20 protein-coding genes and 1 pseudogene are annotated in these 21,185 nt (G+C 55.1%); 5 read left to right on the top strand and 16 right to left on the bottom strand.

All coding sequences use genetic code 11. The features are described 5' to 3' along the window. Positions 1–137: 137 nt before the first annotated feature. The 3 genes from ABJZ52_RS15220 to ABJZ52_RS15210 all read right to left on the bottom strand — a co-directional run bounded on the left by ABJZ52_RS15220 (position 138) and on the right by ABJZ52_RS15210 (position 3,050). Positions 138–947: a transporter substrate-binding protein gene (locus ABJZ52_RS15220; protein WP_348187752.1), complete on the bottom strand. Its 810-nt coding sequence runs from the start codon at positions 945–947 to the stop codon at positions 138–140. 622 nt (positions 948–1,569) lie between these two features. After that, positions 1,570–1,734, bottom strand: a complete 165-nt coding sequence (locus ABJZ52_RS15215; protein ID WP_348187750.1) for a hypothetical protein — start codon at positions 1,732–1,734, stop codon at positions 1,570–1,572. Positions 1,735–2,054: 320 nt separating this feature from the next. Continuing rightward, positions 2,055–3,050: an AraC family transcriptional regulator gene (locus tag ABJZ52_RS15210; protein WP_348187747.1), complete on the bottom strand. Its 996-nt coding sequence runs from the start codon at positions 3,048–3,050 to the stop codon at positions 2,055–2,057. A gap of 266 nt (positions 3,051–3,316) precedes the next feature. Here ABJZ52_RS15210 and ABJZ52_RS15205 point away from each other — a divergent pair, with 266 nt between their 5' ends. The 3 genes and pseudogenes from ABJZ52_RS15205 (at position 3,317) to ABJZ52_RS15195 (ending at position 8,209) form a co-directional block, all read left to right on the top strand. Further along, positions 3,317–5,299 carry a TonB-dependent receptor gene (locus tag ABJZ52_RS15205; RefSeq protein WP_348398843.1) on the top strand — a complete coding sequence of 661 codons (1,983 nt, stop codon included), beginning with the start codon at positions 3,317–3,319 and terminating at the stop codon, positions 5,297–5,299. Between the two features lie 74 nt (positions 5,300–5,373). Next, a pseudogene (locus tag ABJZ52_RS15200) lies at positions 5,374–5,661 on the top strand (DUF2218 domain-containing protein). A gap of 580 nt (positions 5,662–6,241) precedes the next feature. Next, positions 6,242–8,209, top strand: coding sequence for a TonB-dependent receptor (locus ABJZ52_RS15195; protein ID WP_348187743.1), 1,968 nt, complete (start codon positions 6,242–6,244; stop codon positions 8,207–8,209). Positions 8,210–8,315: 106 nt separating this feature from the next. Here the strand turns inward: ABJZ52_RS15195 and ABJZ52_RS15190 are convergent, their stop codons facing one another. The 12 genes from ABJZ52_RS15190 to ABJZ52_RS15135 all read right to left on the bottom strand — a co-directional run bounded on the left by ABJZ52_RS15190 (position 8,316) and on the right by ABJZ52_RS15135 (position 18,715). After that, a complete protein-coding gene (locus tag ABJZ52_RS15190) occupies positions 8,316–9,074 on the bottom strand; it encodes an ATP-binding cassette domain-containing protein (protein WP_348187741.1) in 759 nt (252 codons plus the stop codon). Beyond that, complete coding sequence (locus ABJZ52_RS15185) at positions 9,071–10,012, bottom strand: iron chelate uptake ABC transporter family permease subunit (protein WP_348184437.1); 942 nt, start codon at positions 10,010–10,012, stop codon at positions 9,071–9,073. The genes ABJZ52_RS15190 and ABJZ52_RS15185 overlap by 4 nt, the downstream gene beginning before the upstream one ends. Continuing rightward, complete coding sequence (locus ABJZ52_RS15180; protein WP_348184435.1) at positions 10,005–10,994, bottom strand: iron chelate uptake ABC transporter family permease subunit; 990 nt, start codon at positions 10,992–10,994, stop codon at positions 10,005–10,007. Before ABJZ52_RS15180 ends, ABJZ52_RS15185 begins: the two co-directional genes overlap by 8 nt. Positions 10,995–11,009: 15 nt before the next feature. Further along, a complete protein-coding gene (locus tag ABJZ52_RS15175; RefSeq protein WP_348187738.1) occupies positions 11,010–11,918 on the bottom strand; it encodes a siderophore ABC transporter substrate-binding protein in 909 nt (302 codons plus the stop codon). A 138-nt stretch (positions 11,919–12,056) separates the two neighbouring features. Continuing rightward, positions 12,057–12,686 (bottom strand): TetR family transcriptional regulator, encoded by a 630-nt coding sequence (locus ABJZ52_RS15170; RefSeq protein WP_348184432.1) that lies wholly within the window; start codon positions 12,684–12,686, stop codon positions 12,057–12,059. Positions 12,687–12,838: 152 nt separating this feature from the next. After that, positions 12,839–13,534 (bottom strand): ferric reductase-like transmembrane domain-containing protein, encoded by a 696-nt coding sequence (locus ABJZ52_RS15165; RefSeq protein WP_348187735.1) that lies wholly within the window; start codon positions 13,532–13,534, stop codon positions 12,839–12,841. Then, on the bottom strand, positions 13,521–14,018 hold the full coding sequence (locus ABJZ52_RS15160) for a twin-arginine translocation pathway signal (RefSeq protein ID WP_348187734.1): 498 nt from the start codon (positions 14,016–14,018) through the stop codon (positions 13,521–13,523). The genes ABJZ52_RS15165 and ABJZ52_RS15160 overlap by 14 nt, the downstream gene beginning before the upstream one ends. A 179-nt stretch (positions 14,019–14,197) precedes the next feature. Then, positions 14,198–15,268 (bottom strand): cytochrome c peroxidase, encoded by a 1,071-nt coding sequence (locus ABJZ52_RS15155; RefSeq protein WP_348187731.1) that lies wholly within the window; start codon positions 15,266–15,268, stop codon positions 14,198–14,200. A gap of 107 nt (positions 15,269–15,375) precedes the next feature. Next, complete coding sequence (locus ABJZ52_RS15150; RefSeq protein ID WP_348187728.1) at positions 15,376–15,786, bottom strand: hypothetical protein; 411 nt, start codon at positions 15,784–15,786, stop codon at positions 15,376–15,378. Further along, positions 15,783–16,610, bottom strand: coding sequence for an amidohydrolase family protein (locus tag ABJZ52_RS15145; RefSeq protein ID WP_348187725.1), 828 nt, complete (start codon positions 16,608–16,610; stop codon positions 15,783–15,785). The genes ABJZ52_RS15150 and ABJZ52_RS15145 overlap by 4 nt, the downstream gene beginning before the upstream one ends. A gap of 126 nt (positions 16,611–16,736) precedes the next feature. Beyond that, on the bottom strand, positions 16,737–18,122 hold the full coding sequence (locus ABJZ52_RS15140; RefSeq protein ID WP_348187722.1) for a multicopper oxidase family protein: 1,386 nt from the start codon (positions 18,120–18,122) through the stop codon (positions 16,737–16,739). A 122-nt stretch (positions 18,123–18,244) separates the two neighbouring features. After that, a complete protein-coding gene (locus ABJZ52_RS15135) occupies positions 18,245–18,715 on the bottom strand; it encodes a YbaK/EbsC family protein (protein WP_348187720.1) in 471 nt (156 codons plus the stop codon). A gap of 212 nt (positions 18,716–18,927) precedes the next feature. On the opposite strand from ABJZ52_RS15135, the gene ABJZ52_RS15130 reads away from it, so the two are divergent. Beyond that, positions 18,928–19,077 (top strand): hypothetical protein, encoded by a 150-nt coding sequence (locus ABJZ52_RS15130; protein ID WP_348187717.1) that lies wholly within the window; start codon positions 18,928–18,930, stop codon positions 19,075–19,077. A gap of 83 nt (positions 19,078–19,160) precedes the next feature. On the opposite strand, the gene ABJZ52_RS15125 is transcribed toward ABJZ52_RS15130, so the two are convergent. Beyond that, positions 19,161–20,321: an FAD-binding oxidoreductase gene (locus tag ABJZ52_RS15125; protein ID WP_348187715.1), complete on the bottom strand. Its 1,161-nt coding sequence runs from the start codon at positions 20,319–20,321 to the stop codon at positions 19,161–19,163. 120 nt (positions 20,322–20,441) lie between these two features. Here ABJZ52_RS15125 and mnmD point away from each other — a divergent pair, with 120 nt between their 5' ends. Continuing rightward, a complete protein-coding gene (gene mnmD / locus ABJZ52_RS15120; RefSeq protein ID WP_348187712.1) occupies positions 20,442–21,182 on the top strand; it encodes a tRNA (5-methylaminomethyl-2-thiouridine)(34)-methyltransferase MnmD in 741 nt (246 codons plus the stop codon). Positions 21,183–21,185: the final 3 nt, after the last annotated feature.

The following is a 21,185-nucleotide window of genomic DNA, read 5'->3' as shown; positions in this document are numbered from 1 at the left end:
TGACCCGTGCTGGCTCTCATTATCCAGAACAAGGCGGACTGCTCGTTCACGTACTTCAGCGGAAAACTTGTTCGTCGTTTTGCTCATGGTGCTCCATCCTACTCAGGAGTTGGAGCCTCCGGCAAACCCGGGGCGGTTCAGCGAACGAAATCTATGTTCTTTGGATACCTTGCTGTCTCAAAATAGGAGCTGGTTGAGATCACGCCTTCAGCCGCGGCGCCGATGATAGGCAGTTCGGCTTCAGTCAGATTACAGCTCAGTACGGGCATGACGTTGGGTCGGAACGCGGCGTCGCGTTCACTGAGATCCCGCAGTGCGCGCAGAAACGCGTAGCTACTGTCACCGATGAGATTGTTGAATATAAAGTCGGGGCGCGTTTCAATAATCTCTGAGATGAGATGGCCGATATCGACATCGCCTAGAGCGACATAGCGCTCTCCCATTACAGCGCCGTCTTCAGCAGCCAGAAGTTCCCGCGCAATGCGGTTCATCTCCCAACCCCAAATGTAGTTCGAACCAGTCAGAAAGGCGCGTTTGCCGAATTGAGGTAGAATATGTTTGAAGAGTGGAACGACGTTCTGGTTTGGGCATGCGCCAGAATAGATGACGCGGTCGTGGCTCTCGAACCCTTCGTATGGAACTGAATACCATAGCAAGCCCTGATGCCTTTCCAGAACCGGCAAGAGTTCCTTGCGGCTCCACGACGTCTGGCATCCGATGATATGGCCGCAATTGTCTTTCGCCATCATCCGGTTGGCAAGCAGGGCGTAGTTTTCGGCCCGGCACGCCGGGTCAGCTGTAATAGCCTTTAAGGTGAAGTCGAACAGATTAGAGTCATTGACCTCGGCGATGGCCGTCATCGCGCCATCATGGCCTTCGCGTCCTATGACGGAATAGGAGCCAGTGCTTGAAAACAGCACCCCGACGGGAATTTCGCTTCCTGTCATACTCTCAACTCGCTGGTTGCGCCTCGCAGCTATGCAGCGGCGGCGAGGCATAAAAAAACCCCGACCCGCAGCCGGAAACGGCTTGCGAAAGATCGGGGCGAAATTGCCGCATGGCACCTAAGGCCACTAATTTATCAAATCATCCTCAACCCGATCAAAATTGTCAATCCAAAGACTGAGTAAAAAATATGCAGGCCTAAATAGGATGCACTCAAAAGTGGGCAAGACGCCAGCTTGTCCTATTAAGGGTCGTATTCTAACCCGCGTGTGTACTACGTGGTGTATGGAATAGGGGCCAGATTAAGCCTACGCGCGCGGGCGCTCAGCCACTTACATCGCGCACGACCAAGTGTCTGACAGATCACTCAAAACTCAGATCACGTAACCGCAAAATACCATCCAACAACACCAGGTCACGCCAAAACCTATTTGCGCAAAGACATAGCGTTATCGGGTCCGGGCAGTTCGCGACCGGTTAAACGGCGGACGATCCCACATAATGGCAATCCGAACCCGCGTAACGACAAGCCAGTCCCGTATAACGACAATCGTCTCCCATCTAACGGTACGATTTGGACCAGGTTATCGCGCTGAATCACGTCAGTCAGATGGCCTTGGTCGCTCATCCCAATCGCATTTCATACCCGTAAAAATGCTCAATACCGTTCAAGTTGTTGATTAAAATACCTAACTTGATATTGAGGAAGGGGCGTTCCTCACCTGACATCATGATTTTCAGCGCGCAAAAGGCCGAGACCAGCTCGCCAGAAATTAAATGCACAGCCATTTTCCGGAATACCCTCATATGCGTTCTTCGTTTTCCTGATAATCGCTAGAAATGTCAGAGGCTTGTACGCCTCATTCTGCCTGTAAGAACCGTCAGGGTCGGCAGTCATCTAACTTTCCTGTTGTTCTGTGCAGTTGCGATTTTGTCGCATGGGGTTCGCGGCACGGGATCTTGCCTCCGCAAGCTGATGAGATCGCGCTCGTCGCTGAGCCGTGTTGGTGAAGGTGCTGTCCTCGGCCGCAATCTCCACAAAACGCAGATCATCTTGAAACGCCCGATATCACAGGCTCGCGGCTCTGAAGCTTTTGGTCAGGTCGCTGTCAAACGATCTGTTTTGGTGTCAGGCCAAATTCTCTTTTGAATGCTGTCGAGAAATTGGCGGGCGAGGAGTAGCCGGCAATATGCGCTGCCTCGGCGATCGTAAGCCCGTCTCGTTCCAGAGCTGTCCTTGCTTTCGCCAGACCGAATTTCCGAATGAACCGGGAGGCCGACAGTCCATATGCGCGCGAAATCAGTCGCTGCAATGAATTCTGGCTCATGCCGATGTGCCGGGCGAGTTCTTCGACCGTGGCGCAATTGCCGCGCTGATCGTCAAGAAATGTCTCGATGTCCGACAATCGATGACGGTCCTGTCCATCTATCGCTTTGACAGGCGGATCGACATGGCACTCCGAGAAGTGCTGAAAGGCATCATCCAGCAGCCCGTAGACCCGTGCGGTAATATAAAGACGGTGTTGAAAAGGCGATCTGTTCGGAGCGGCGATGATTTGCTCGGCCAGGCCAATTGCATGAGTGCTGGGAACCCAGCTCAAACTCGAAACATGTGTTTCAGCGAAATCCTTGAAAATATGGAATCTGGGATCTGACCGGTCCAGGTGGGCGAAGAGCCATTCGTGGGAGATGGAAATGGTCACCTTCTTCAGGCGGACACCTTTGCGCGCATGCCTTACAAATTTTTCAATGCGATTTTGCGAGAACACGGTTGCGATCGGTGACCAATGACGAGCGTCATTGTCATAGGACGGCATTGGAATTTTGAAGTCGCCGACAAAGGCGTCGACCTGACCCTCCAGAAAGACGGAGGCACTTAATCTGGGGCCGCACTCTGTCTCTATTTTGAGGTCGTGCAGGTCTTCAGCGTTCGAATAATGAACCGATAGCCCTTCCTCGACGTCCATAAACCCGATTGCTCCGCGGAGGACTTCATCGCTTGTCTCAAGCGAGGGGCCGACCCAGCGCATGTGTTGAGCGTCAGGTTGATCCAGAAGGTCTTCTTTTGTGACGTAGCGTTTATGACGATCAAGCGGAACGAACATGAGTTTCAAGTGTCCAGAACTGGGCAAGCCGAGGGGCGGGGCACCTTCGCTGAATCACTGACGTTTCCCATTAGGTCAGAATGGAAAAAGCGCTTTTGCCAGAAATTCAGTTTCGCAAAAGAGTTTGAGTGACACGCAAACGCCTTCGGAATTGTTTGATTGTGACGCTGCCTTTATCAAATACATGATGTTTTTAGTCAAGTTTATGTCTTGCATAAAAGGCCTAAGCCGCCGGGGCAGACTTGACGCTGGTTGGGGTTTGAAAAATGAAGTGTAGAATCGTAAGGCAAGCGGCCGTCTTGGCATCCGTCAGTGGTCTTGCCCTTTCGGCAGTAGCCGCCGCTCAGGATGTCCAGGAGCTGGAGACCATTGTCGTCAAAGATGACAGCTCTGAAGAATTCAAGTCCCTTGAAACCAGCAGCAATATCAGCCGCGATGACATAGAACAATCGCAGCCGGTTGACCTGAAGCAGCTCTTCCAGGGCACGCCATCAGTGGCGACCGCAGGTGGCAGTTCGGCGTCTCAAAAACTCTATGTGCACGGCATTGACGAATCCAAACTCAATGTAATCGTCGATGGAGCCCGGCAGAAAAACAATGTCTGGCATCATAATGGAACCCTGGGCATCAACCCGTTATTCCTGAAATCTGTTGGCATAAATGACGGTGTGGCGCCAGCTGATGGCGGACCTGGCGCGCTCGGGGGCAGCGTCGTTTTTGAAACCGTCGATGCAGTGGATCTTCTCAAGGAAGGCCAGACGCTGGGTGGATTGGTTTCGTTCGGCTATGATACCAATTCGATGACGCTGACCGGAACAACTGCTGCTTACGGCGTTTCCCAGGGGTTTGAATATCTGGGAACCATCACCCGGGCTGAGGGCCAGGACTATGATGACGGTGACGGGTTCACCGAGCTGGGTACGGCTGCCGACCTCTGGAACGGCCTTGGCAAGTTGGCTTATCAGAGCACTGAAGGACACAGGTTTGAAGCGTCCGGCGAATACTACAGGGATGACGGCTATCGGCGCCTGCGTACCAACATGGGGGCCGTTGGTACGGACTTCAACGAGAACCTTTACGAGCGCCTGACGGCGACCTTCAAGTACACCCTGGAGGGGGCGAGCGGTAACTTCGACCCAGAGGTGCTGCTTTATTACAATCAGAACAAACTCAACCGTCCCAACAATTCCGGTTACACGCGGGCAAGCGGGGATTTCAACTCCGACCTGCAATCGATCGGCGGCCATCTGCAGAACCGGTTTCATTTCGGTCTTGGGACGGTGACGGCCGGTGTCGACTTCTACCATGACCAGGCTGATATCGAACGGTTCCATTTCTCGACAGATGCGTCTGAAGACATTACCAATGTGGGCGCATATGTGCAGACGCGTCTAACCCCGATCGAGAAGCTGGATGTCTCGGCCGGGCTGCGAGCCGATTTCCAGAGCTACCATTCGGTAGACGACCAGACTTTCGACAATTTCGGTCTCTCGCCCAACATTAACCTCGGCTATGAGATCATCGATGGCCTGACACTTACAGGTGGCTATGCGTATGTATTTGGAGGCATCGAGCAAGCTGAAACAGCTCTGTTCCACTCCATTGATTATACCTATGCAGACGATTTGAACCCGACGACAGCGCATAACGCGAAAGTTGGACTATCCTACGAGTACAAGGGGCTCGTTGTCGGCGCCGATCTTTTTTATACGAAGATGTTCGATACGACCACGTATGAATATGGTTCGGGATATACGACGGCAGAGCGGGTCAACGGCGATGATTTGATTTCCAAGGGGTTCGACATCTCTGCCCGCTACAACTGGCAGAACGCTTACGTTTCCGCGGCTTACACCCACACAGACGTCGAGTATGGAGATCGCATTCCGCTGTTTGGAGACTCCAACAACGGCGTTCCGGTAGGAGACATGCTGTCGCTTGGTGCGGGATACACGTTCCAGGACTGGAATTTGACGCTTGGAGCCAATGCGGAAATAGCGTTTGAGTATTCCAATCAGGCTCTTGAGGACAACGGATACGACAACCCCATTCCGGGGTATGAGGTTGTAAACATCTTCGCTCAATGGGCGCCGAAGTTCGGTGAAACGGACTTTACGCTTCGCGGCGAAGTCAACAATCTGTTTGATGAGACCTATTACAGTCGAGGCAGCTACAGCACGACCAGTCGTGTGACGCCGGTCAACTCGCCAGGACGGAGCTTCTTTTTGACGGCTACCGCCAAATTTTAGGTCTGCAGATCTGATTTCGCGTGAGCCGGGGTTTCCCGGCTCACTTTTTCAATAAAAAATGGATAGCCAGGGCAATGATAGTCGTCACATCGACAGCGCATACCGCCTCAGCCTCAAAATACCTCCAGCAGCTTTGCAAGCACTTTGCGCACAAGGTTCCCGCGGATTGGGATGCCAGCAAGGGCGAGGTGTCATTTCCCTTCGGCTTCTGCTAGATGGTGGCCACCGACGCGAGCCTCACGATCCGTTGCGAGGCGGATGAAGATCAGAACATGGCCCGGATGAAGGGGGTCATCGACAGTCACATTGAGCGGTTTGCCTGGCGAGAAAAGCTCAAGCTTGAATGGCGTGTGACAGCGTAAAAACGCCGGATTAATTGGGTCAGTTTCTAGCGGAAAAGGTGCGCAGTCGAAGAGACGCTGCGTGCCTTTTATAGGTTGTGCTCTTGGCAAACTGCTCTGCCCTGGAGCTGATCCGAGCTGAGCCAGGCAGGTCTGAGTGAAGCCTCTGAATTTTCCTCCGTTTTGCCCAGTGCCCGTTTCTGTCAGGACGCGGGGGCATGACGCATGCGCGGCTCGCAGGAGAACATATCTCCGGCGTCTGCGGAGCCAGGATGCGGGGGAGGTGCAGCTGGCATTTCCAGTGAACACCCTATTTCGACGAGACAGTTGCCTTGCAAGAATGACGCCCATGACCTGGCCGAGCTTCGTGGATAGGCGTTAGGGTATTGAATTAGTTATTTAAATCCGAGCAATTCACCATTTTTAGCTTGATTTTCGTGTTTTTGATGCATGCAAACATTATTTCAAACAGTGTTTTACATGAGAATTTTACTCATGTATAAGCCTGACTGTGCCGTGCAACTGGGGGCGGTTCGAGCCATGTTCGGGTGTTCTGCCGAATTCAGCTGATCTTGAAAATTCAAAAACAAAGGAATTGGCCATGCTTGATCGCGTGCGTCTTTCGCTGCTGCTTGCCGGCACTGTCTTACAATCAGCGCTTCTTGTCGGGGGCGTAAATGCACAGGATGCATCAGATACCTCCACGGCCAGCGGCGAAGTGACCCTGGACACTATTCGAGTGTCGCCAAATGCGGCCGACCGGTTTGACAAGCATCAAGGCAGTGCGGACCGGGCGCAGTCAATCTACATCGCGATTGAGGAAATCCAGCGAACGGATCCCCAGACCCTGCGCGACCTGTTTGCGGGGAACGCTTCGATTTCAGTCGGTGGCGGCATTCCGACCGCTCAGAAAGTGTTTGTAAACGGTATCGACGAAAACAACCTGGCGGTCTCGGTCGACGGCGTCCAACAGGGAAACCGGATCTTTCATCACACGAGCACGAACTACATTGACCCAGCGCTCCTGAAAGCGGTTCGCGTTGATCCGGGCGTAGCGCCTGCGGATGCTGGTTTCGGTGCTCTCGGCGGCTCTATTGCCTATGAGACAGTCGATGTCCAGGATCTTCTGATCAATGATCGGAACTTTGGCGCATTTGCGACTCTGAGCTATGAGACCAACGGCAACACATTCACCGAGAGCGCTGCAGCTTATGGGCGCTATGAGGGTTTTGAGTTGCTCGGTTTCGCCAAGTTTGCAAATGGCGACGACTATGAGAATGGCGATGGATGGGCGGTCCCAGGCACTGCTGCTGATTTCTCCAGCCTTTTAGCGAAAGGCGCTTATGAAACCGGTACGGGCTATCGGTTTGAGCTTAGCGCGCAGCAAATCGTCGATGATGCGCTTCGTCCGTACCGCGCCAATATTGGTGGATTGAACGGAACGTCTTCCACACGCGTTTACGATACCACGCGGCGCAATTTTTCCTTCAACTTTGGCAAGGAAGAGATTGAAGGCCTCTGGAATCCAAAGGTCGTCGTTGGCTACAGCGAGAACAGCTTCAAGATTCCCGAGCCTTACAGCAGTGAATCCACCGGTGGCACCTGGACTGCCAAGGCGGAGAATGTCTTCGAAATCAGCGAAGGAAACACAGTCACAACCGGCGTCGATTTCCTTTCTCAAACCTCGGACTACATTGACACAAGCTCAGCTTACACCGAAAAAGGCTCAAATGTCGGCGGCTTCGCGCAGGCCCGTTTGACCCCGATTGACCGTCTAAAGGTTTCGTTCGGTGGCCGAGCTGACGGTAACCATTTCGAGGGTAAGGATGGAACCAACCTCGACAATTTTGGCTTAAGTGGTAACGCTTCAGCTGAAGTCGAAGTCTTCAAAGGTTTGTCTGTAAATGCCGGTTACTCCAACGTATTTGGTGGTATCGATCTCGAGGAGACTTTTGAATATTGGCGGACTTGGGATTATTCGAATCTGGAACCAGTTCGTTCAGACAACGTGACCGCCGGCGTGAAATATGAAAACATGGGCTTGTTTGCTGGTGCTGATGTGTTCAACACTCGGTTCTTCGATTATCGCGATGGCGCCAGCAACATTGACTTCAGCAGCTGGGGCTACAAGCTCTCGGGCGGTTATAACTGGGGCAATGGCTTTCTAAAACTGTCTTACGCGGATACACGCCTCAGCCTTGCGGATACTGCGTTTCAATCCTACTACTTGATCAACATAGGCGCCCCGGTTGGCCAGATCATCTCAGGCGAAATAGCTCATACGTTTAATGAGTACGACCTTACCCTCGGAGCCACACTTGATGCTGCTTTGGCGTACGATGGCTTTGTCTCCTCGGGGTATGGGACGATCGATCCCTACACGGTTGTCAATGCCTATGCGGAATACAAGCCTGAGCAGTTTGAGTTCCTGTCTCTAAGGCTCGAGGCGAACAACATCTTCGACCAGACATACTCCGATCGCGCAACCTATGGTGCGGAATACGACTCGATCACGCCTCTGTATGAACCGGGCCGTTCATTCCGTCTGATGGCGAAACTGCGGTATTGATTGTCTTCAATCTCGCGATGAGATCGGCCTCAAGAAGGGGCCGATCAAATCAGCTGCTTAAGAAAAAGACAGCAGCATCGGTCTAGCCGGTGCTGCTTTTTTTATCTCAGACGTGGTGTAATGCCACTTTCAGACCGTCGACGGTCCTGACTTTGACCCGCATGTCATAGATCCTGGAAAGGGTTTCCTCGGTCATGAACTCATCGGTTTTTGAGTGCGAGGCGACCTTACCGTTTTTCAAGGCGATGATTGTGTCTGCATGCGCTGCTGCGTAGTTGATCTCATGCAGCACGACGACGACGGTCTTGCCGTGGTTGTCAGCAAGATCGCGCAACTGATGCATCAGATTGCGGGCAAAATGCATGTCCAGATTGTTGAGAGGTTCGTCCAGAAGAAGATATTCCGTGTCCTGGGCATAGGCCATCGCCACAAGTACGCGTTGGCGCTGTCCGCCGGACAATTCGTCGATGAAGCGCTCTGCAATGGCTGTGAGGTCGAACACCTCCAGTGCGGCACTAACCTTGTCGTGGTCCACGCGTGTCGCACGACCCTGATGATGTGGGAACCTCCCAAACCCGACCATGTCCTGCACGGTAATTCTCGACGCCACATGGGTGTCCTGCCGCAAGATCGCCAGCTTTTTCGCAAGTTCCCTTGAAGCTGTCTGACGGATGTCCATCGCATCGAAAGAGATCTTGCCAGACTGAAGGGGGAGCAACCTCGACATCAGTGCAAACAGTGTTGATTTGCCTGCGCCGTTTGGACCAATCAGAGCGGTGATGCCACCTTTTTTGATTGTGAGAGATACGTCCTTCAAGATTGGAGACTTGCCATGATGGAAGGTGACATTTTCGATTCCGATCAAACTCGAACCCTCCTCAGGATCAAAAACAGGAACACCAATCCACCCAGGAATTCGACGACAATACTCAAGGTCGCACCCAACCCGAGTGCGCGTTCGAAAATGGCCTGACCGCCGACGAGAACGATGATGGAAATCAGGATGGACGACAGGAAAATCGGGCCATGATGATGAGTTTTCGTGACTTCATAGCTGATTGCGCTGACCAAAAGGCCGAAGAAAGCTACTGGCCCGACCAGCGCCGTTGATGTGGCGATCAACGCTGTGACCAAGGCGAGCCCAATCAACAGCTCGCGTTTGTAGTTCAGGCCAAGACTGATGGCCTGTTCACGCCCCAGAGCCATAACGTCCCAGACGTTGCGCTTGTGCCAGGCCAAAGCGCAGCACGCGAGAACCAACGGTGTTGCGAGAGCGATAAGAGTGGTGTCCACTTTGTTGAAACTGGCGAATAAAGATCCCTGAAGCACCGAAAACTCATTCGGGTCGATCATGCGCTGCAAGAGCACCGTAAGGCTTTGAAAAAGGACCCCGAACACAACGCCAACCAGCAACATGCGAAACAGGTCATGCATACCTTGGCCAATCAGGCTTCCGAACAGCATGAGGGATGCTGCGGACAACAGGCAGAGTTCCAGGGCGAACTTTAACTCCGGAGCGAGAGACGAAAATCCAAAGCCGCCAAGGGTAAAAATCAGCGCGGTCTGAAACAGAACGTAGAGTGCATCAAAACCCATGATCGATGGGGTAAGGATCCTGTTGCTCGTTAACGTCTGGAAGAGGATGGTGGCAACCGCGATCGCTGTGGCGACAATGACGAGAGCCAGCAGCTTCGTGCCTCTGAAAACCAGGATGAAATCCCAATTTCCGCGGGCGCCAAGGACCATGAAAGCAGTGATTGAGAGGACAGTGCACAAGCCAAGAATACAGAAGGTTCTAACCACGGCGCGTTGGCCTTGCAAACAACAGCCAGAGAAAAACGACTGTGCCGAGGACGCCAAAGATCGTTCCCGCAGGAATCTCGTAGGGATAGCGTATCAAGCGGCCAATGAGATCGCTCGCGAGCACAAGAATGCCCCCTAGAATGGCCACAAGTGGCAAGGTTTCCTTCGTATTGTCTCCCCGGAACCGACTGATGATATTCGGCACGACAAGCCCGACAAAGGGCAGCATGCCAACCGTGAGAATCGTAAAGGATGTAATCAGGGCGACGATGCCCAGGCCAGCGATCATCACGGAGCGGTAGCTAAGCCCGAGACCATGCGCGGTATCTTTCCCGAACCCTGCGACCGTGAATTGGTCTGCATAGAAATAGGCAGCCAGGGCAGCCGCTCCGGACGCCCATAGTAATTCATAGCGGCCTTGGAGAACCCCGGAAAACTCGCCATTCATCCAGACAGAGATGTTTTGAAGCAAGTCATTTTCATAGGCTATGAAAATCGAGATAGATCCGACTATTCCGCCGTAGACGATGCCAGTCAGGGGAACGAGGAGAGGTTGGGTCGGGGGAAGTCTGCGCACCAATACCAGGAAGATTGCTGTTCCCGCAAATGCTGCAGCACTGGAAATCGCCATCTTGGCGAGGAGGGGAGCGCCAGGAACCAGAATCAACGTTGCCAGAAGCCCAAGCGATGCGCATTGGCCGGTCCCGGTCGTTGCCGGTTCCACAAAACGGTTGCGGACAAGCGTTTGCATGATGACGCCGGCAACGGCGAGAGACGCGCCAGTAAGGATGGTCGCCAGTGTCCTGGGCAATCTGCTGACAAGCAAGATGTCGCCACTTTCGCCGCGGCGAAAGAGATCGAGAGCTGACACATTCGCTGCTCCGGTCACAAGGCTCCCGACGATCAGCCCGGTAAGGAGAACCGACAGGACGATCGGCCAGAGTGCCGATGTCCGGTGCAAGGGAGCAGGGTGAGGGCGCAAGGAATGGGTGTCCGCCTAGTCGGCTTTCTGGAATGCCGCCGAAATTTCGGTCAAGGTACCCATCAACGATTGATAGCCACCTGCTGCGATATAAACCTTGCTTGCGTCAAGAAAGATAACCTGTCCGGACTTCCAGGCCGTGGTTTCAGCAACCAGTTTATTGTTGAGCGTTTCGGCGGCCAACGCCGCGTCTTGACCAATCGCGGCAGCACGATCAATCACAATCAGCCAGTCCGGGTTGGCATCTCGAATGAACTCGAAGGAAACCGCCTCACCGTGGGTCGAAGAGTCAACATCTTCGACCGCTGGCTCAATTCCGAGTTCTGTATGGAGCCAACCGAAGCGAGAACCTTTGCCGTAGATACTGATCTTTGGCCCGTTTGTTAGAACGATGAGAGCTTTTCCGGCACCGGCACCCTGCTTTTTCAACGCATTGACGGCGCTATTCAGATCATCTTCCAACTTTTGAGCAGCGTCTTCCTTGCCAAACAGCGAGCCATAGGCGTGAAGGCGCGCAATCGCTTGCGTCAAAAGACCATCGCCCCAAATCGTCATGTCAACGGTCGGTGCGAATTCCGAAAGAGCTTCGACTTGTTTGGATGATCGGCCGCCTGCAACAATCAGATCAGGCTGCAGCGCATTTATGGCCTCAAAATCCGGTTCGAAGAGCGATCCTACTTTCTCGGCGTCTTCAGCCACTGGCTTCAGGTAGTCTACAAAAACCTGCTCGGGTGTACCTGCGACTGGAACCCCGAGAGCGTTCAGTGTGTCCAGAGCCGAAATGTCGAAGACAACCACCTTTTGGGGATCGCGCGAGACGTCGATATTTCCTCTTGCAGTCTCGATCGACAAGGTATCTGCGAGCGCGATTTGACTCCCAAGCCCACACACCAAGGTAACTGCAGCCCAACGAAGTGCGCGCATTGTCGTCTCCATATCTGGACGCCTGGCTATGTCTATTGCTTGGCTGAGCGTTCGTTTTGAATTGCGGCTTTGCAAAAGCCTGACATTGAAGTCATCTGGTGATGCCAAAATTGGGCTGATTTTACAAGAGAATTAAACTCAGGATTTATCTTCTATCCGCATCAGGTAGGCCTCGACGCCTGCAAACAGGAAGTCCCGAACAGCTGAAAACTGCATGTCGTTTTTGCGCGCTGCGCCCATCGTCGGCATTGCGGCAACCGATGTCGTAAACATTAGGCGCAGAAGTGTTTTGATTTCAATTTCCCGGCCTTGGTGCTCTGGAATGCTGTCAGCCAATAAAGACATCAATTTTGATAGGCCAGGGGCGTTGAAATCCTGTGCTTTATCGAGAACTTCTTCCTGTTCAGCAGCGGCCCGTTGAATGAGAAGGATGAAAGGATCCAGCTTCCCGGTTTCCGAATTGAAACCCAGATGGGCAAGAGCGTCAAAGTAGGCTGCTGTCAGATCCCGCACCTTGGGACGTGTTCCCGCAGAATTCTTCTCGACGGTATTTACTCTTGCCAGTAGCTCAGCATCTAATTGTGAGAACCGGTCTTTCAACAATTCCAGCAGGAGCTCTGACTTGCTGCCGAAGTAGTAGTTTACTGAAGCGACATTGGCTTCCGAGGCGTCCGTAATTTGTCGGACCGAAGTCGACGCAATCCCATTTGATGCCATAAGATGTTCTGCGTTCCGAAGAATGCGCTGTGCCGTTGTTTCCGAGTCCATTTCCCCTCCCGATTCCCATCATGGATCTAGACTGATTGATGGAAAACTTCAAACGTTGTTTGAATGATCTGGGCCTGCCCAGAAAACAGGCTTGAGATTTTTCACTGCAAAGACAGGCCTCAAATCGAGGTGGTCGCGACTTTGAGTGAGGGTCAGGGCGCGCTACGGGATTTCGGGGTCGAAATTCTGTGCATGCGGAGTGGTTTGAACACTCGAAGGTAAAGGGTCACGGCAGCTGTGGTGAGCACTGCGCAGCCGCAGAGAATGGTCTTCGATACAGTTCCCATCGTGCCCTCGATCAGAAACGCATGGGCGACACTGGTCACCACCACGCTCGCGGCCAGCACGTTGTGGATGATGCGCCAGGTCAATGGAGCAATGTGGAGGTACTTGCGAAACGCCACCAGCGCGACCGTCAGGATGAGGATCCACATGGCGGCCACACCATAAATGGAAAACGGGGTTGGCGAAATCAGAAGCAGGGCATCAAGTGCGTCCGGTGGACTGGTGATGTAAAGCCCGCCAACGTGAACCGCCACGGCTGCCGCAATCAGAAACCCGGCGACACGATGCCACCGGCGACCACGTGGACCCATCAGGCCAGGAAGAAAACCCGCAGCCAGCAGGGGTTGGATGAAGAGAAGCGCCAGAGACAGAGCGCCGGCAAGTCCTGCTGCGATGTAGATCGCGCTGCGGCCAACGAGGTATGGGCTCGTTGCCGCGATCAGTATTGGCCACAGCGCAAGGCCTGCAATTGTGGCCCAGATCAGCCCGACGACAAGGCTGCGGATGAGGGAGCGCTTGTTGTTTGGCAGAATGCGTTGGCGCACGGCGTCAGGTTGATGCAAGGACGAAATGAGCCTCGACGCTGGTATCGCTCCTGCTGCCCATCACCGGGCGCAGAAAAACGGTTTTGAAGGCGCCGTCATCATAGGCGAGATGCGCATGGGGCTGGCCGAAATTGGGCAGGATCTGCGACATCTCAAGCCGGAAGGTGCCATCGGGGGCCGTCAAAACGCTGCCATGGTTGCTCGGTTCACGTTCGCCGCCGCGCTCGGTTGCTGCCCAGATCTGAATGCGAACATCTGAAAGCGGCTCGCCGTTGCCGGCATTTCTGACTGTTCCGGAGACCCAGAAACCCTTGCCTAGATTTTCGACCAGCGGTGCGTTCGGACGGTAATTGTTGCTGCCACCGCGCATGGATGCCGTCGGAGCCAAACCGGTTGCCGCATTGGCTGCGGAAACGAGGCTGAAAGGAGGGCGGATGAGGGAGGCGCTGCAGAGACCCGCGCCGATCAGAAAGGAACGACGGTTGTAGGCTGGGGCTTTCATGCCTGTTTCTCCTTCGAATAACATGACGCTTTGCCCGATGCCAAATGAACCGAGAGCGGCGGGGGCGCGAATGGAAACACCACGGTGTAAGTATAGAGCTCTTGCGGGCCGAAGTAATGTCAGCGGCAGGGATTTCTCTTCACGTTTTCTCGAACAAGATTGTTGACCGACAGCGCGGACTAATCGCCGGCGGCGTGAGCGACAGGCGCGGCGGTCAGTGTGTGCAGAAACGCAACGAGGTCCGCACGTTCTCGCGCCGACAAATCGAGCGGCCTCAGAAGGGTTTCTCCGTCCGAGTGGAGACGGTCCATGTTCATGTCGGAGTAATGGTCGACAACATCCTCAAGCGTCGCCAGGCTGCCGTCATGCATGTAGGGAGCTGTCGCGGCAACATTGCGCAAGGAGGGTACGCGATAGGCGCCCCAATTGCTGTGAAGGAAGGCAACGTAAGCGCTGGGCGCCTTTGCTGCGCGCGCCTGATCTTCGTCGCTATTGGGCCCGAGACGGTTGAATTTGCTGGTGCGAAAGGCTTTAAGGCCTCCGTACCGCCCGGTGTCGACCCGGCCAGCTTCCGCAAAGTGCTTGATGCCGATGCTGTGGAACTCGCCATTTGTGAACAACGGCCCGAAATGGCAGATGCTGCACTTGCCCTTGCCGGTGAAGATCTTCAGGCCGCGTTTGGCCGCGTCCGGGTAGGCCGCAAGACCGACTATGTCACCTGAGATGAGTGCATCACGATAGTCATCAAACCGCGTGCGAGGGGTGCGCAGGGTCTCTTGATAGGCCGCCAGGATCTTGCCGGTGTTGACGAGAATGGTCTCTGATGGCTCATCAGCTGGGTTGATCTTGGTCGTCTGCTCATAGCGCGCAGCCAGATCTTCCTGATCAGCCATTTGAGCCGCGATGTCAGCGGCCGTTGCCGCCATCTCCAGATCGTTGAGAATGGGGTGTATGCTTTGGCCCCAAAGTGTGTCGGACCGCCCATCCCATCCAAACCAGCGCAAACTTGTCAGATTGGCGATTGCCGGGGCATTCCGATCGACTTCGCCTATACCGGTACTTCTCTTCAGACCATCGGTGAAGCCTAGCTCGGGCACGTGACAGCTTGCGCAGGAGAGGTTTCCGTCGCGCGAAAGTCGAGGGTCCTCAAACAGCTCCTTGCCGAATGCAATCGCGGTTTGATTGCCGGAAAAGCGATTGGAAGGGTCGGGGGACGGCTTGAGTGGCCAGGGGCCATGCGCGCGTATCATCGATCGTTCCTCGGCGGTGAAACGATCATTGGCGTGGGCCGTTATCCCTTCGAAAAAGGGCAAGCTCGCAATGCAGATCAATAGGGCAATGGGTGCTGCCCGGCAGATCATGGCTTCAGGTCAACCGCCGCAGTCAGTCGCTCGCTTTGATCAGGGCTGCGGACATCGACGACAAACTCCCATTCCCCGGGCATATGCAAGAGCATCCCCTCAGCGAGATATCGTCCATCGTCCATATGAGAGAGTTCCGGCACATAGTTCATTCCATGTCCGTGGGCCGGCATGCGGGCGTCCAGCCTGATAACCTCCATGCCAGTGGGGGCATCGCAGATCTCAAGGGCCAGCGCAAAGGGTTCACCGACCTTGAGAGCGGCGGGGGGCGGGGTGAGGTGCAAGACAGCGGTGTCACCCTTGATCAAAAAACCCGACGCATCTCCGCAATCGGCCAGGGCCGGTGCGCTTGCAAGGCAAATCGTCGTCGCGACAAAGCAGATTGCGCTGGTGATATTTCCTGTCATTGGCTGTTCGACGCCGTCAGGAGTGCCTCCGCATTGCGGTGGCCGATGTTTGCCGCAAGCTCCGATGGCAGTGTCGCAAGCCATTCCCGGCTCCAGTCGGCGTGGGCAGCGATATAGGGCCAGCGTTCGGGCGTGTAGGTGTCTGTTCCAAGCATGAAGCGGTCCGGGAAATCTTCAAAGAGTTTTTGCCAGTCGTCGTCTACCGCACTGCCTGACGCGTGATCGGATCTGAATGCAAGGTCCGCCCAGAGGTTGTCATACTGCTCCAGAACAGCGCGGATCTCATCCGGGCTGTCAAACCCCGAGTGAGCCCAAAGAACGCGAGCTCCCGGAAAATGCTTGAAAATCAGGTGGACGGCTTCAGCGTCTGAATGGGCGTGAAGGAAGAGATCATACTGCCGTGCCAGAGCGATGATGCCTTGCATCACGTCGCCGTTGATGTCCTCGCCGTAGGCATGAAACTCACCGATGCCGGCGTATTCATTGACTTCCAGACGGCTGCGGACGTGATCGAGGACAGTAGGATCATGCAGCCAGCTGCGGGTCTCGCCGCGACGCCGATAGGGGCGCAGGACCGGCACAATCAGGTCAGGCGCTTCCTGGTATAGCATCTGAGTGCCATCGTCGCTGGAGCTTGAAACAAAAGCCTTTCGGATGTTGGCGTTCCTGAGAATTTCAACAGCCTTCTCAGGCGGGAAAATGTCCCAGGCGTCGTGACTGTAGTGAATGTGCGCATCCGCGATTGTCAATTCCTGCGCGTGTGTTCCGAGCGGCGAAAGCGATAGCAGACTGATTGCGAAAAAAGTCGATATTTGCCTAATCATGGCCAAAACCCCGATGATCCTGACATAAGGTTATAATGGCCTTGCGCCGAGAGACCAGAGGATCAGTCGCAATAAAATGTATCAACGCCTGGCATTTTTTAGATTGCCTGGGTCTGCGTCGAGTTTTTAGGCATCAACGCGGACGTAGCCTGTGAGACCTGTCTTCTGATGTTCGATCACGTGGCAATGGAATGCCCAGTTGCCTGGGTTGTCGGCCACAAGAGAGACTTCCATGGTTTCTTCGGCCAGGAGCAGAGCTGTATCGGTCACCAGCGGCGGCAAGGACCGCTTGTTCGATCGCAGCAGCTTGAAGGACAGACCGTGCAGGTGGATCGGGTGGGCGTTGGGCGTCTCGTTGCGGAACCGCAGGATATAGGACTTTCCAAGCCGCATGAGCGCAAGCGGCTCGATCGGATTTGGCGTATCACCCTCCCAGGCGACACGGTTGATCGACCAGAATGTGTATCCGAGGCTGCCACAAATGCCGGGTTGGGGTGCAGTACCTTCCGGTGACCAGCCGAAAACGAAGTCAAGCACTTCTGCATTCGCGAGATCTGCTTCTGGCACGGGGTTGGGCGCGAGGGGGCGGAGTTCTGAAAGGCTTCTGCCCGAGCTGGTTCCAATTGCGCGAAAATGGGCGATGACCTTCGGGCCCTTGGCTGAGCGCCGTGTCAAGGTGACGATCTCGCCCTCGGTCTCGGGAACACGCAGGGCGATGTCCGCCCTTTGACCTGGCGACAGCACGATGCCTTCCGGTGCAATCGGGTTCGAAAGCGGATTGGAATCAAGTGCGATGACGACCGCCTCAGCCTTGCTGAGATCATAAGTGCCAACCCGCGTGAGGTCAGTGACGGCGAGCCGCAGTCGTGTGAGGCTGCCGGCAGGCATGTCATAGATCGGTTCGCTCTGCCAGTTTACTGTCGACACGGTGCCGAGCGTACCGCCTCTTGCGGCATTGCGCGGCTTGAAGAAGCTCGTAAATTGTCCGTCACCCGCCAGGCGAAAGTCACGAATGTTCAGCGGCAGATCCTGGTCGAAGCCGGGATCTTCTGCCTCTTCGACAACCATGACGCCGGTCAGGCCCCTGGCCATTTGTTCCAGCGTGTTGCAATGGGGATGGTACCAGAAAGTACCCGCGTCCGGTGCTTTGAGCGTGTAGCGAAACTGCTCGCCTGGCTCAATCGGTTGTTGGGTCAGATAGGGGACACCATCCATGCGGTTGTCGATGCGCAGGCCGTGCCAATGCACGATGGACGCATCATCCAGCTCATTGACGACATCGATGGTGAAAGCTTCGCCTTGTTTGAGCCGAAGCACAGGTGGCGGCCCGTCTGTCCCGAAACCCATCATGTTGTCCGTGACGGTATCGGGCAGAAGGCTGTGGCTCAGCGTTTTGATCGGGAGCGTGAGATCCGCAGCGTTCGCCTGGTTCGCAATCAGACTGCCGCCGGCGAACGCCGACAGGGTTCCTGCGCTGCCAAGGAGAAACTCCCGGCGGGACATGCCAAGCATTTGAGGCCTCGTCGTTTGTTGATGAAAACTATCCTAGCAGGCTCAAGTTTTCCTGCAACGAGTTCAAAAGCGCCCAATCGCCGCATCTGCTGACATATGATTTGCTGGCACGCCGGCAGTTCTCAGTTGGCAGGGTCCTGACAAACATCGACCCAGGCACCTGACGTAATCTCCGCCATGCGGAGGGGGGAGACGCGGACAGCTGCATTGGTTGCACCTGCCGCCGGTATGACCTCGTCAAAGGCCCTGAGGCTCTCGTCCAGGTAGACTTTCAAAGAATTGGCGAGACCAAAGGGGCAGACACCGCCGACAGGGTGACCCGTTATCTCCTCGACCTCTTCACGGCCAAGCATTTTGACCTTACCGCCAAATGCGGCCTTGGCCTTCTTGTTGTCCAGTCGCGCATCGCCGCGCGTAACGACGAGAAAAACCTCGTCCTTCAACCGAAAGGACAGTGTCTTTGCGATCTGCGCCGGCTCAACACCATGGGCTGCAGCCGCGAGCTCAACCGTGGCGCTGCTGGCGTCTGTCTCGAGAACGCGAAGCTCCGGCGCAGCCTCGGCAAGGTGGTCGCGGACACTGTTGAGGCTCATCTGAAGCTTCCTTGATTGCACTTGAGCAGAAGAGAGTAATACCATGGTGGAAGTGAACAAGGACGAAGGGGGCAAAAGCGGTACGCCATTTTTAGGTGGTATTTGATTTTGAAAATTTACAAGAGATTAACCAACCTGTTTTACGCGCTGTTAAACTTGGCCTGGCTAGGGTGACGAAACAGATAACACCCGTACTTCGGAGTTTCCTGGCCATGGCACTCACGGCTGCACACATCGGCGAAACCAGACGGAAATCGCTACCCGCGCCTGCTTTCCTGGTCGTCAAGAATGTTCTGTTCTGGGGCTCAATGGCGTTGACCGGCTATCTTCTGTTTTTCATGGCAAGCTTGGTGATGGGCTGATACCAGCTTCAGTCACGAGTTTGTGCAAGGCGCCCATCGGGCGCCTTATCTATTTTGATCCAGCAATTCAGGAACGGCCTTCGTCAGGGCGAACGGTCTTGGCCGATGTCCGAAAAATGATGCTCAGGCAAGTAGCTCGGCGGGAGCGAAATCTCGGCTTCTTGTCCCATAAGATCTACGACGAGGCATTTTGCGATCAGATGGGCGATGCCGAACGAAATCTTGAAACCGCCCGTGGCTGCAAAGACCCGTGAACTGTTGGGCAATCGCCCGACCAAGGCGTCGCGCTTGTTGCAGCGAGGGCGAATGCCTGCCCAAACCGTTAAAAGCTTGCGCCCCTTGAGGGCTGGGCAGAACGCTGTGGCGCGTCGTATCAGCTCATCAGTGCGTGCAGGGTCAACGGCCGAAGTCGCAAAGTCCCGGTCCGATGTACTGCCGACCGCGATTGTTCCATCATCATGGGGCACCACATAGAGGCCGTCGCAATAGATGGCCGGGTTCTCTTCGAGACCCGCACCTTCCAGAAGGAGCGCTTGGCCCTTTTCACCACGCCCGATCATCTCGCCGGTGAAGGCTGCTATCTGCTCGAAACAGGCAGGGCCGCTCGCCAGAACCAACCTGTCGGCCGCAAGCTGTTGTCCCTTGGTTGTTGTGAGCAATGCGCCAGAGGTTTGATCGTAGCCCTCGAAAGCCGTGTCCTCGAGCAGCAGGCCATGGTCCCGAACATAAGAGGCAAGCACCCCCAGGTAAGCCCTTGGCGAGATCCGGGCCGCAAGGGTCTCATAGACAATTCCGAAAGGCGCAGCATCAGCGCACAGCCAATCAGATCGACTGCCTACATGTTCGACTTCATAGGTGAAGCCGGTGCTTTGGGGGTGCCAGCGGTCCAGCGCTTCCTCTGCGCGCTCAATGTGATGGTCAAGTCTATCCTGAGTGGTCAGGGGAAGGATCCGACCGCAGCGCTTGTAGCCAGTGCCAAGGCCTGTCTCATCCTCCAGCATGCGCGTGTGTGCTTCGAGGCTGGAGAGTGCCTGGAACTGAAATTCCTTTTTGGGGTTCCAGCGCGCCGGCATATGCGGCATGAGTGCTCCGAGAAGTCCGCCGCTCGCACCGGCTCCAACGTGATCTGCTTCCAGCACGACAACGCTCATGCCATAGCGAAGAGCTTCGTAGGCGATCGAGAGCCCGAATATACCTCCGCCGACCACGGCAAGGTCATGGCGTTTGGGCAGGGTCGTGGACATGGCAGGCCTTTCGCCCAGCAAGCTGGGGACGGTGGACAGACAGGCAACGGACTTTATCCGCTGGAGCTGCCCGCATAAAAGGACGGGCGGAAGAACTCAAGAGCTACCGGACGCTGCCTGATGAGTAGAACGACACCAAAGCCGCCTGACGCTGGATCGGCGTTGCATTCAGCACCTGACCTTGAATGGCTTGAGGGGGATGTGCCAAGGGCGTCAGCCTTTCAGGATACCTATTTCTCTCGCGCGGGAGGACTGGAAGAGACACGCCACGTTTTTCTTGGCGGGAATGGCCTTCCGGAGCGCTGGCATGGGCGTGAGACTTTTGCAATCGCAGAGTTCGGCTTTGGAACGGGGCTTAACTTTCTCACCACGCTTCAGGCGCTGCGTCGCGTTGGCACGGCTCCAAAGCTGACATTTCTGTCGTTCGAACTGCTTCCACTGTCCAAAGACCAGTTGGAACGCGCGCTTGGTGCATTTCCGGATCTGGAAGACGAAACACAAGAGCTCCTGCAGACATGGGCTCCGGAACCCGGTTGGTGTCGCTGCGCTTTTAAAGATGCCGAGTTGCTTTTGGCAGTCGGTGATGCGCGTGTGATGGTTGATGACCTTGTGAGCGAAAAGGTCGCCATGCCTGAAATCGATGCCTGGTTTTTCGACGGGTTCAGCCCATCGAAAAACCCGGAGCTTTGGGGCGAGGACTTGCTTAAAGCGGCTTTCAAACTCACTGCCGCTGACGGCACGCTCGCGACCTACACCTCCGCCGGTTGGGTTCGCCGCAATCTTCAGGCTGCCGGTTTCGCCATCGACAAATGCAAGGGTTTCGCCGGCAAGCGGGAGATGGTGGTCGGAAAGAAAGGCTGAGGC

The organism is Roseibium sp. (genome assembly GCF_039982295.1).
In the GTDB taxonomy this organism is placed as follows: domain Bacteria; phylum Pseudomonadota; class Alphaproteobacteria; order Rhizobiales; family Stappiaceae; genus Roseibium.
This window is presented reverse-complemented; position numbering and strand designations above follow the sequence as displayed.

What these genes read in the sequence shown, in the direction of transcription:
- ABJZ52_RS15205 (WP_348398843.1), top strand. Translation starts at nt 3,317, where the DNA reads ATGAAGTGTAGAATCGTAAGGCAAGCGGCCGTCTTGGCATCCGTCAGT.
- ABJZ52_RS15130 (WP_348187717.1), top strand. Translation starts at nt 18,928, where the DNA reads ATGGCACTCACGGCTGCACACATCGGCGAAACCAGACGGAAATCGCTA.
- ABJZ52_RS15155 (WP_348187731.1), bottom strand. Translation starts at nt 15,268, where the DNA reads ATGATACGCGCGCATGGCCCCTGGCCACTCAAGCCGTCCCCCGACCCT.
- ABJZ52_RS15170 (WP_348184432.1), bottom strand. Translation starts at nt 12,686, where the DNA reads ATGGACTCGGAAACAACGGCACAGCGCATTCTTCGGAACGCAGAACAT.
- ABJZ52_RS15210 (WP_348187747.1), bottom strand. Translation starts at nt 3,050, where the DNA reads ATGTTCGTTCCGCTTGATCGTCATAAACGCTACGTCACAAAAGAAGAC.
- ABJZ52_RS15140 (WP_348187722.1), bottom strand. Translation starts at nt 18,122, where the DNA reads ATGCTTGGCATGTCCCGCCGGGAGTTTCTCCTTGGCAGCGCAGGAACC.
- mnmD (WP_348187712.1), top strand. Translation starts at nt 20,442, where the DNA reads ATGAGTAGAACGACACCAAAGCCGCCTGACGCTGGATCGGCGTTGCAT.
- ABJZ52_RS15175 (WP_348187738.1), bottom strand. Translation starts at nt 11,918, where the DNA reads ATGCGCGCACTTCGTTGGGCTGCAGTTACCTTGGTGTGTGGGCTTGGG.
- ABJZ52_RS15145 (WP_348187725.1), bottom strand. Translation starts at nt 16,610, where the DNA reads ATGATTAGGCAAATATCGACTTTTTTCGCAATCAGTCTGCTATCGCTT.
- ABJZ52_RS15215 (WP_348187750.1), bottom strand. Translation starts at nt 1,734, where the DNA reads ATGGCTGTGCATTTAATTTCTGGCGAGCTGGTCTCGGCCTTTTGCGCG.
- ABJZ52_RS15160 (WP_348187734.1), bottom strand. Translation starts at nt 14,018, where the DNA reads ATGAAAGCCCCAGCCTACAACCGTCGTTCCTTTCTGATCGGCGCGGGT.
- ABJZ52_RS15125 (WP_348187715.1), bottom strand. Translation starts at nt 20,321, where the DNA reads ATGTCCACGACCCTGCCCAAACGCCATGACCTTGCCGTGGTCGGCGGA.
- ABJZ52_RS15220 (WP_348187752.1), bottom strand. Translation starts at nt 947, where the DNA reads ATGACAGGAAGCGAAATTCCCGTCGGGGTGCTGTTTTCAAGCACTGGC.
- ABJZ52_RS15135 (WP_348187720.1), bottom strand. Translation starts at nt 18,715, where the DNA reads ATGAGCCTCAACAGTGTCCGCGACCACCTTGCCGAGGCTGCGCCGGAG.
- ABJZ52_RS15195 (WP_348187743.1), top strand. Translation starts at nt 6,242, where the DNA reads ATGCTTGATCGCGTGCGTCTTTCGCTGCTGCTTGCCGGCACTGTCTTA.
- ABJZ52_RS15150 (WP_348187728.1), bottom strand. Translation starts at nt 15,786, where the DNA reads ATGACAGGAAATATCACCAGCGCAATCTGCTTTGTCGCGACGACGATT.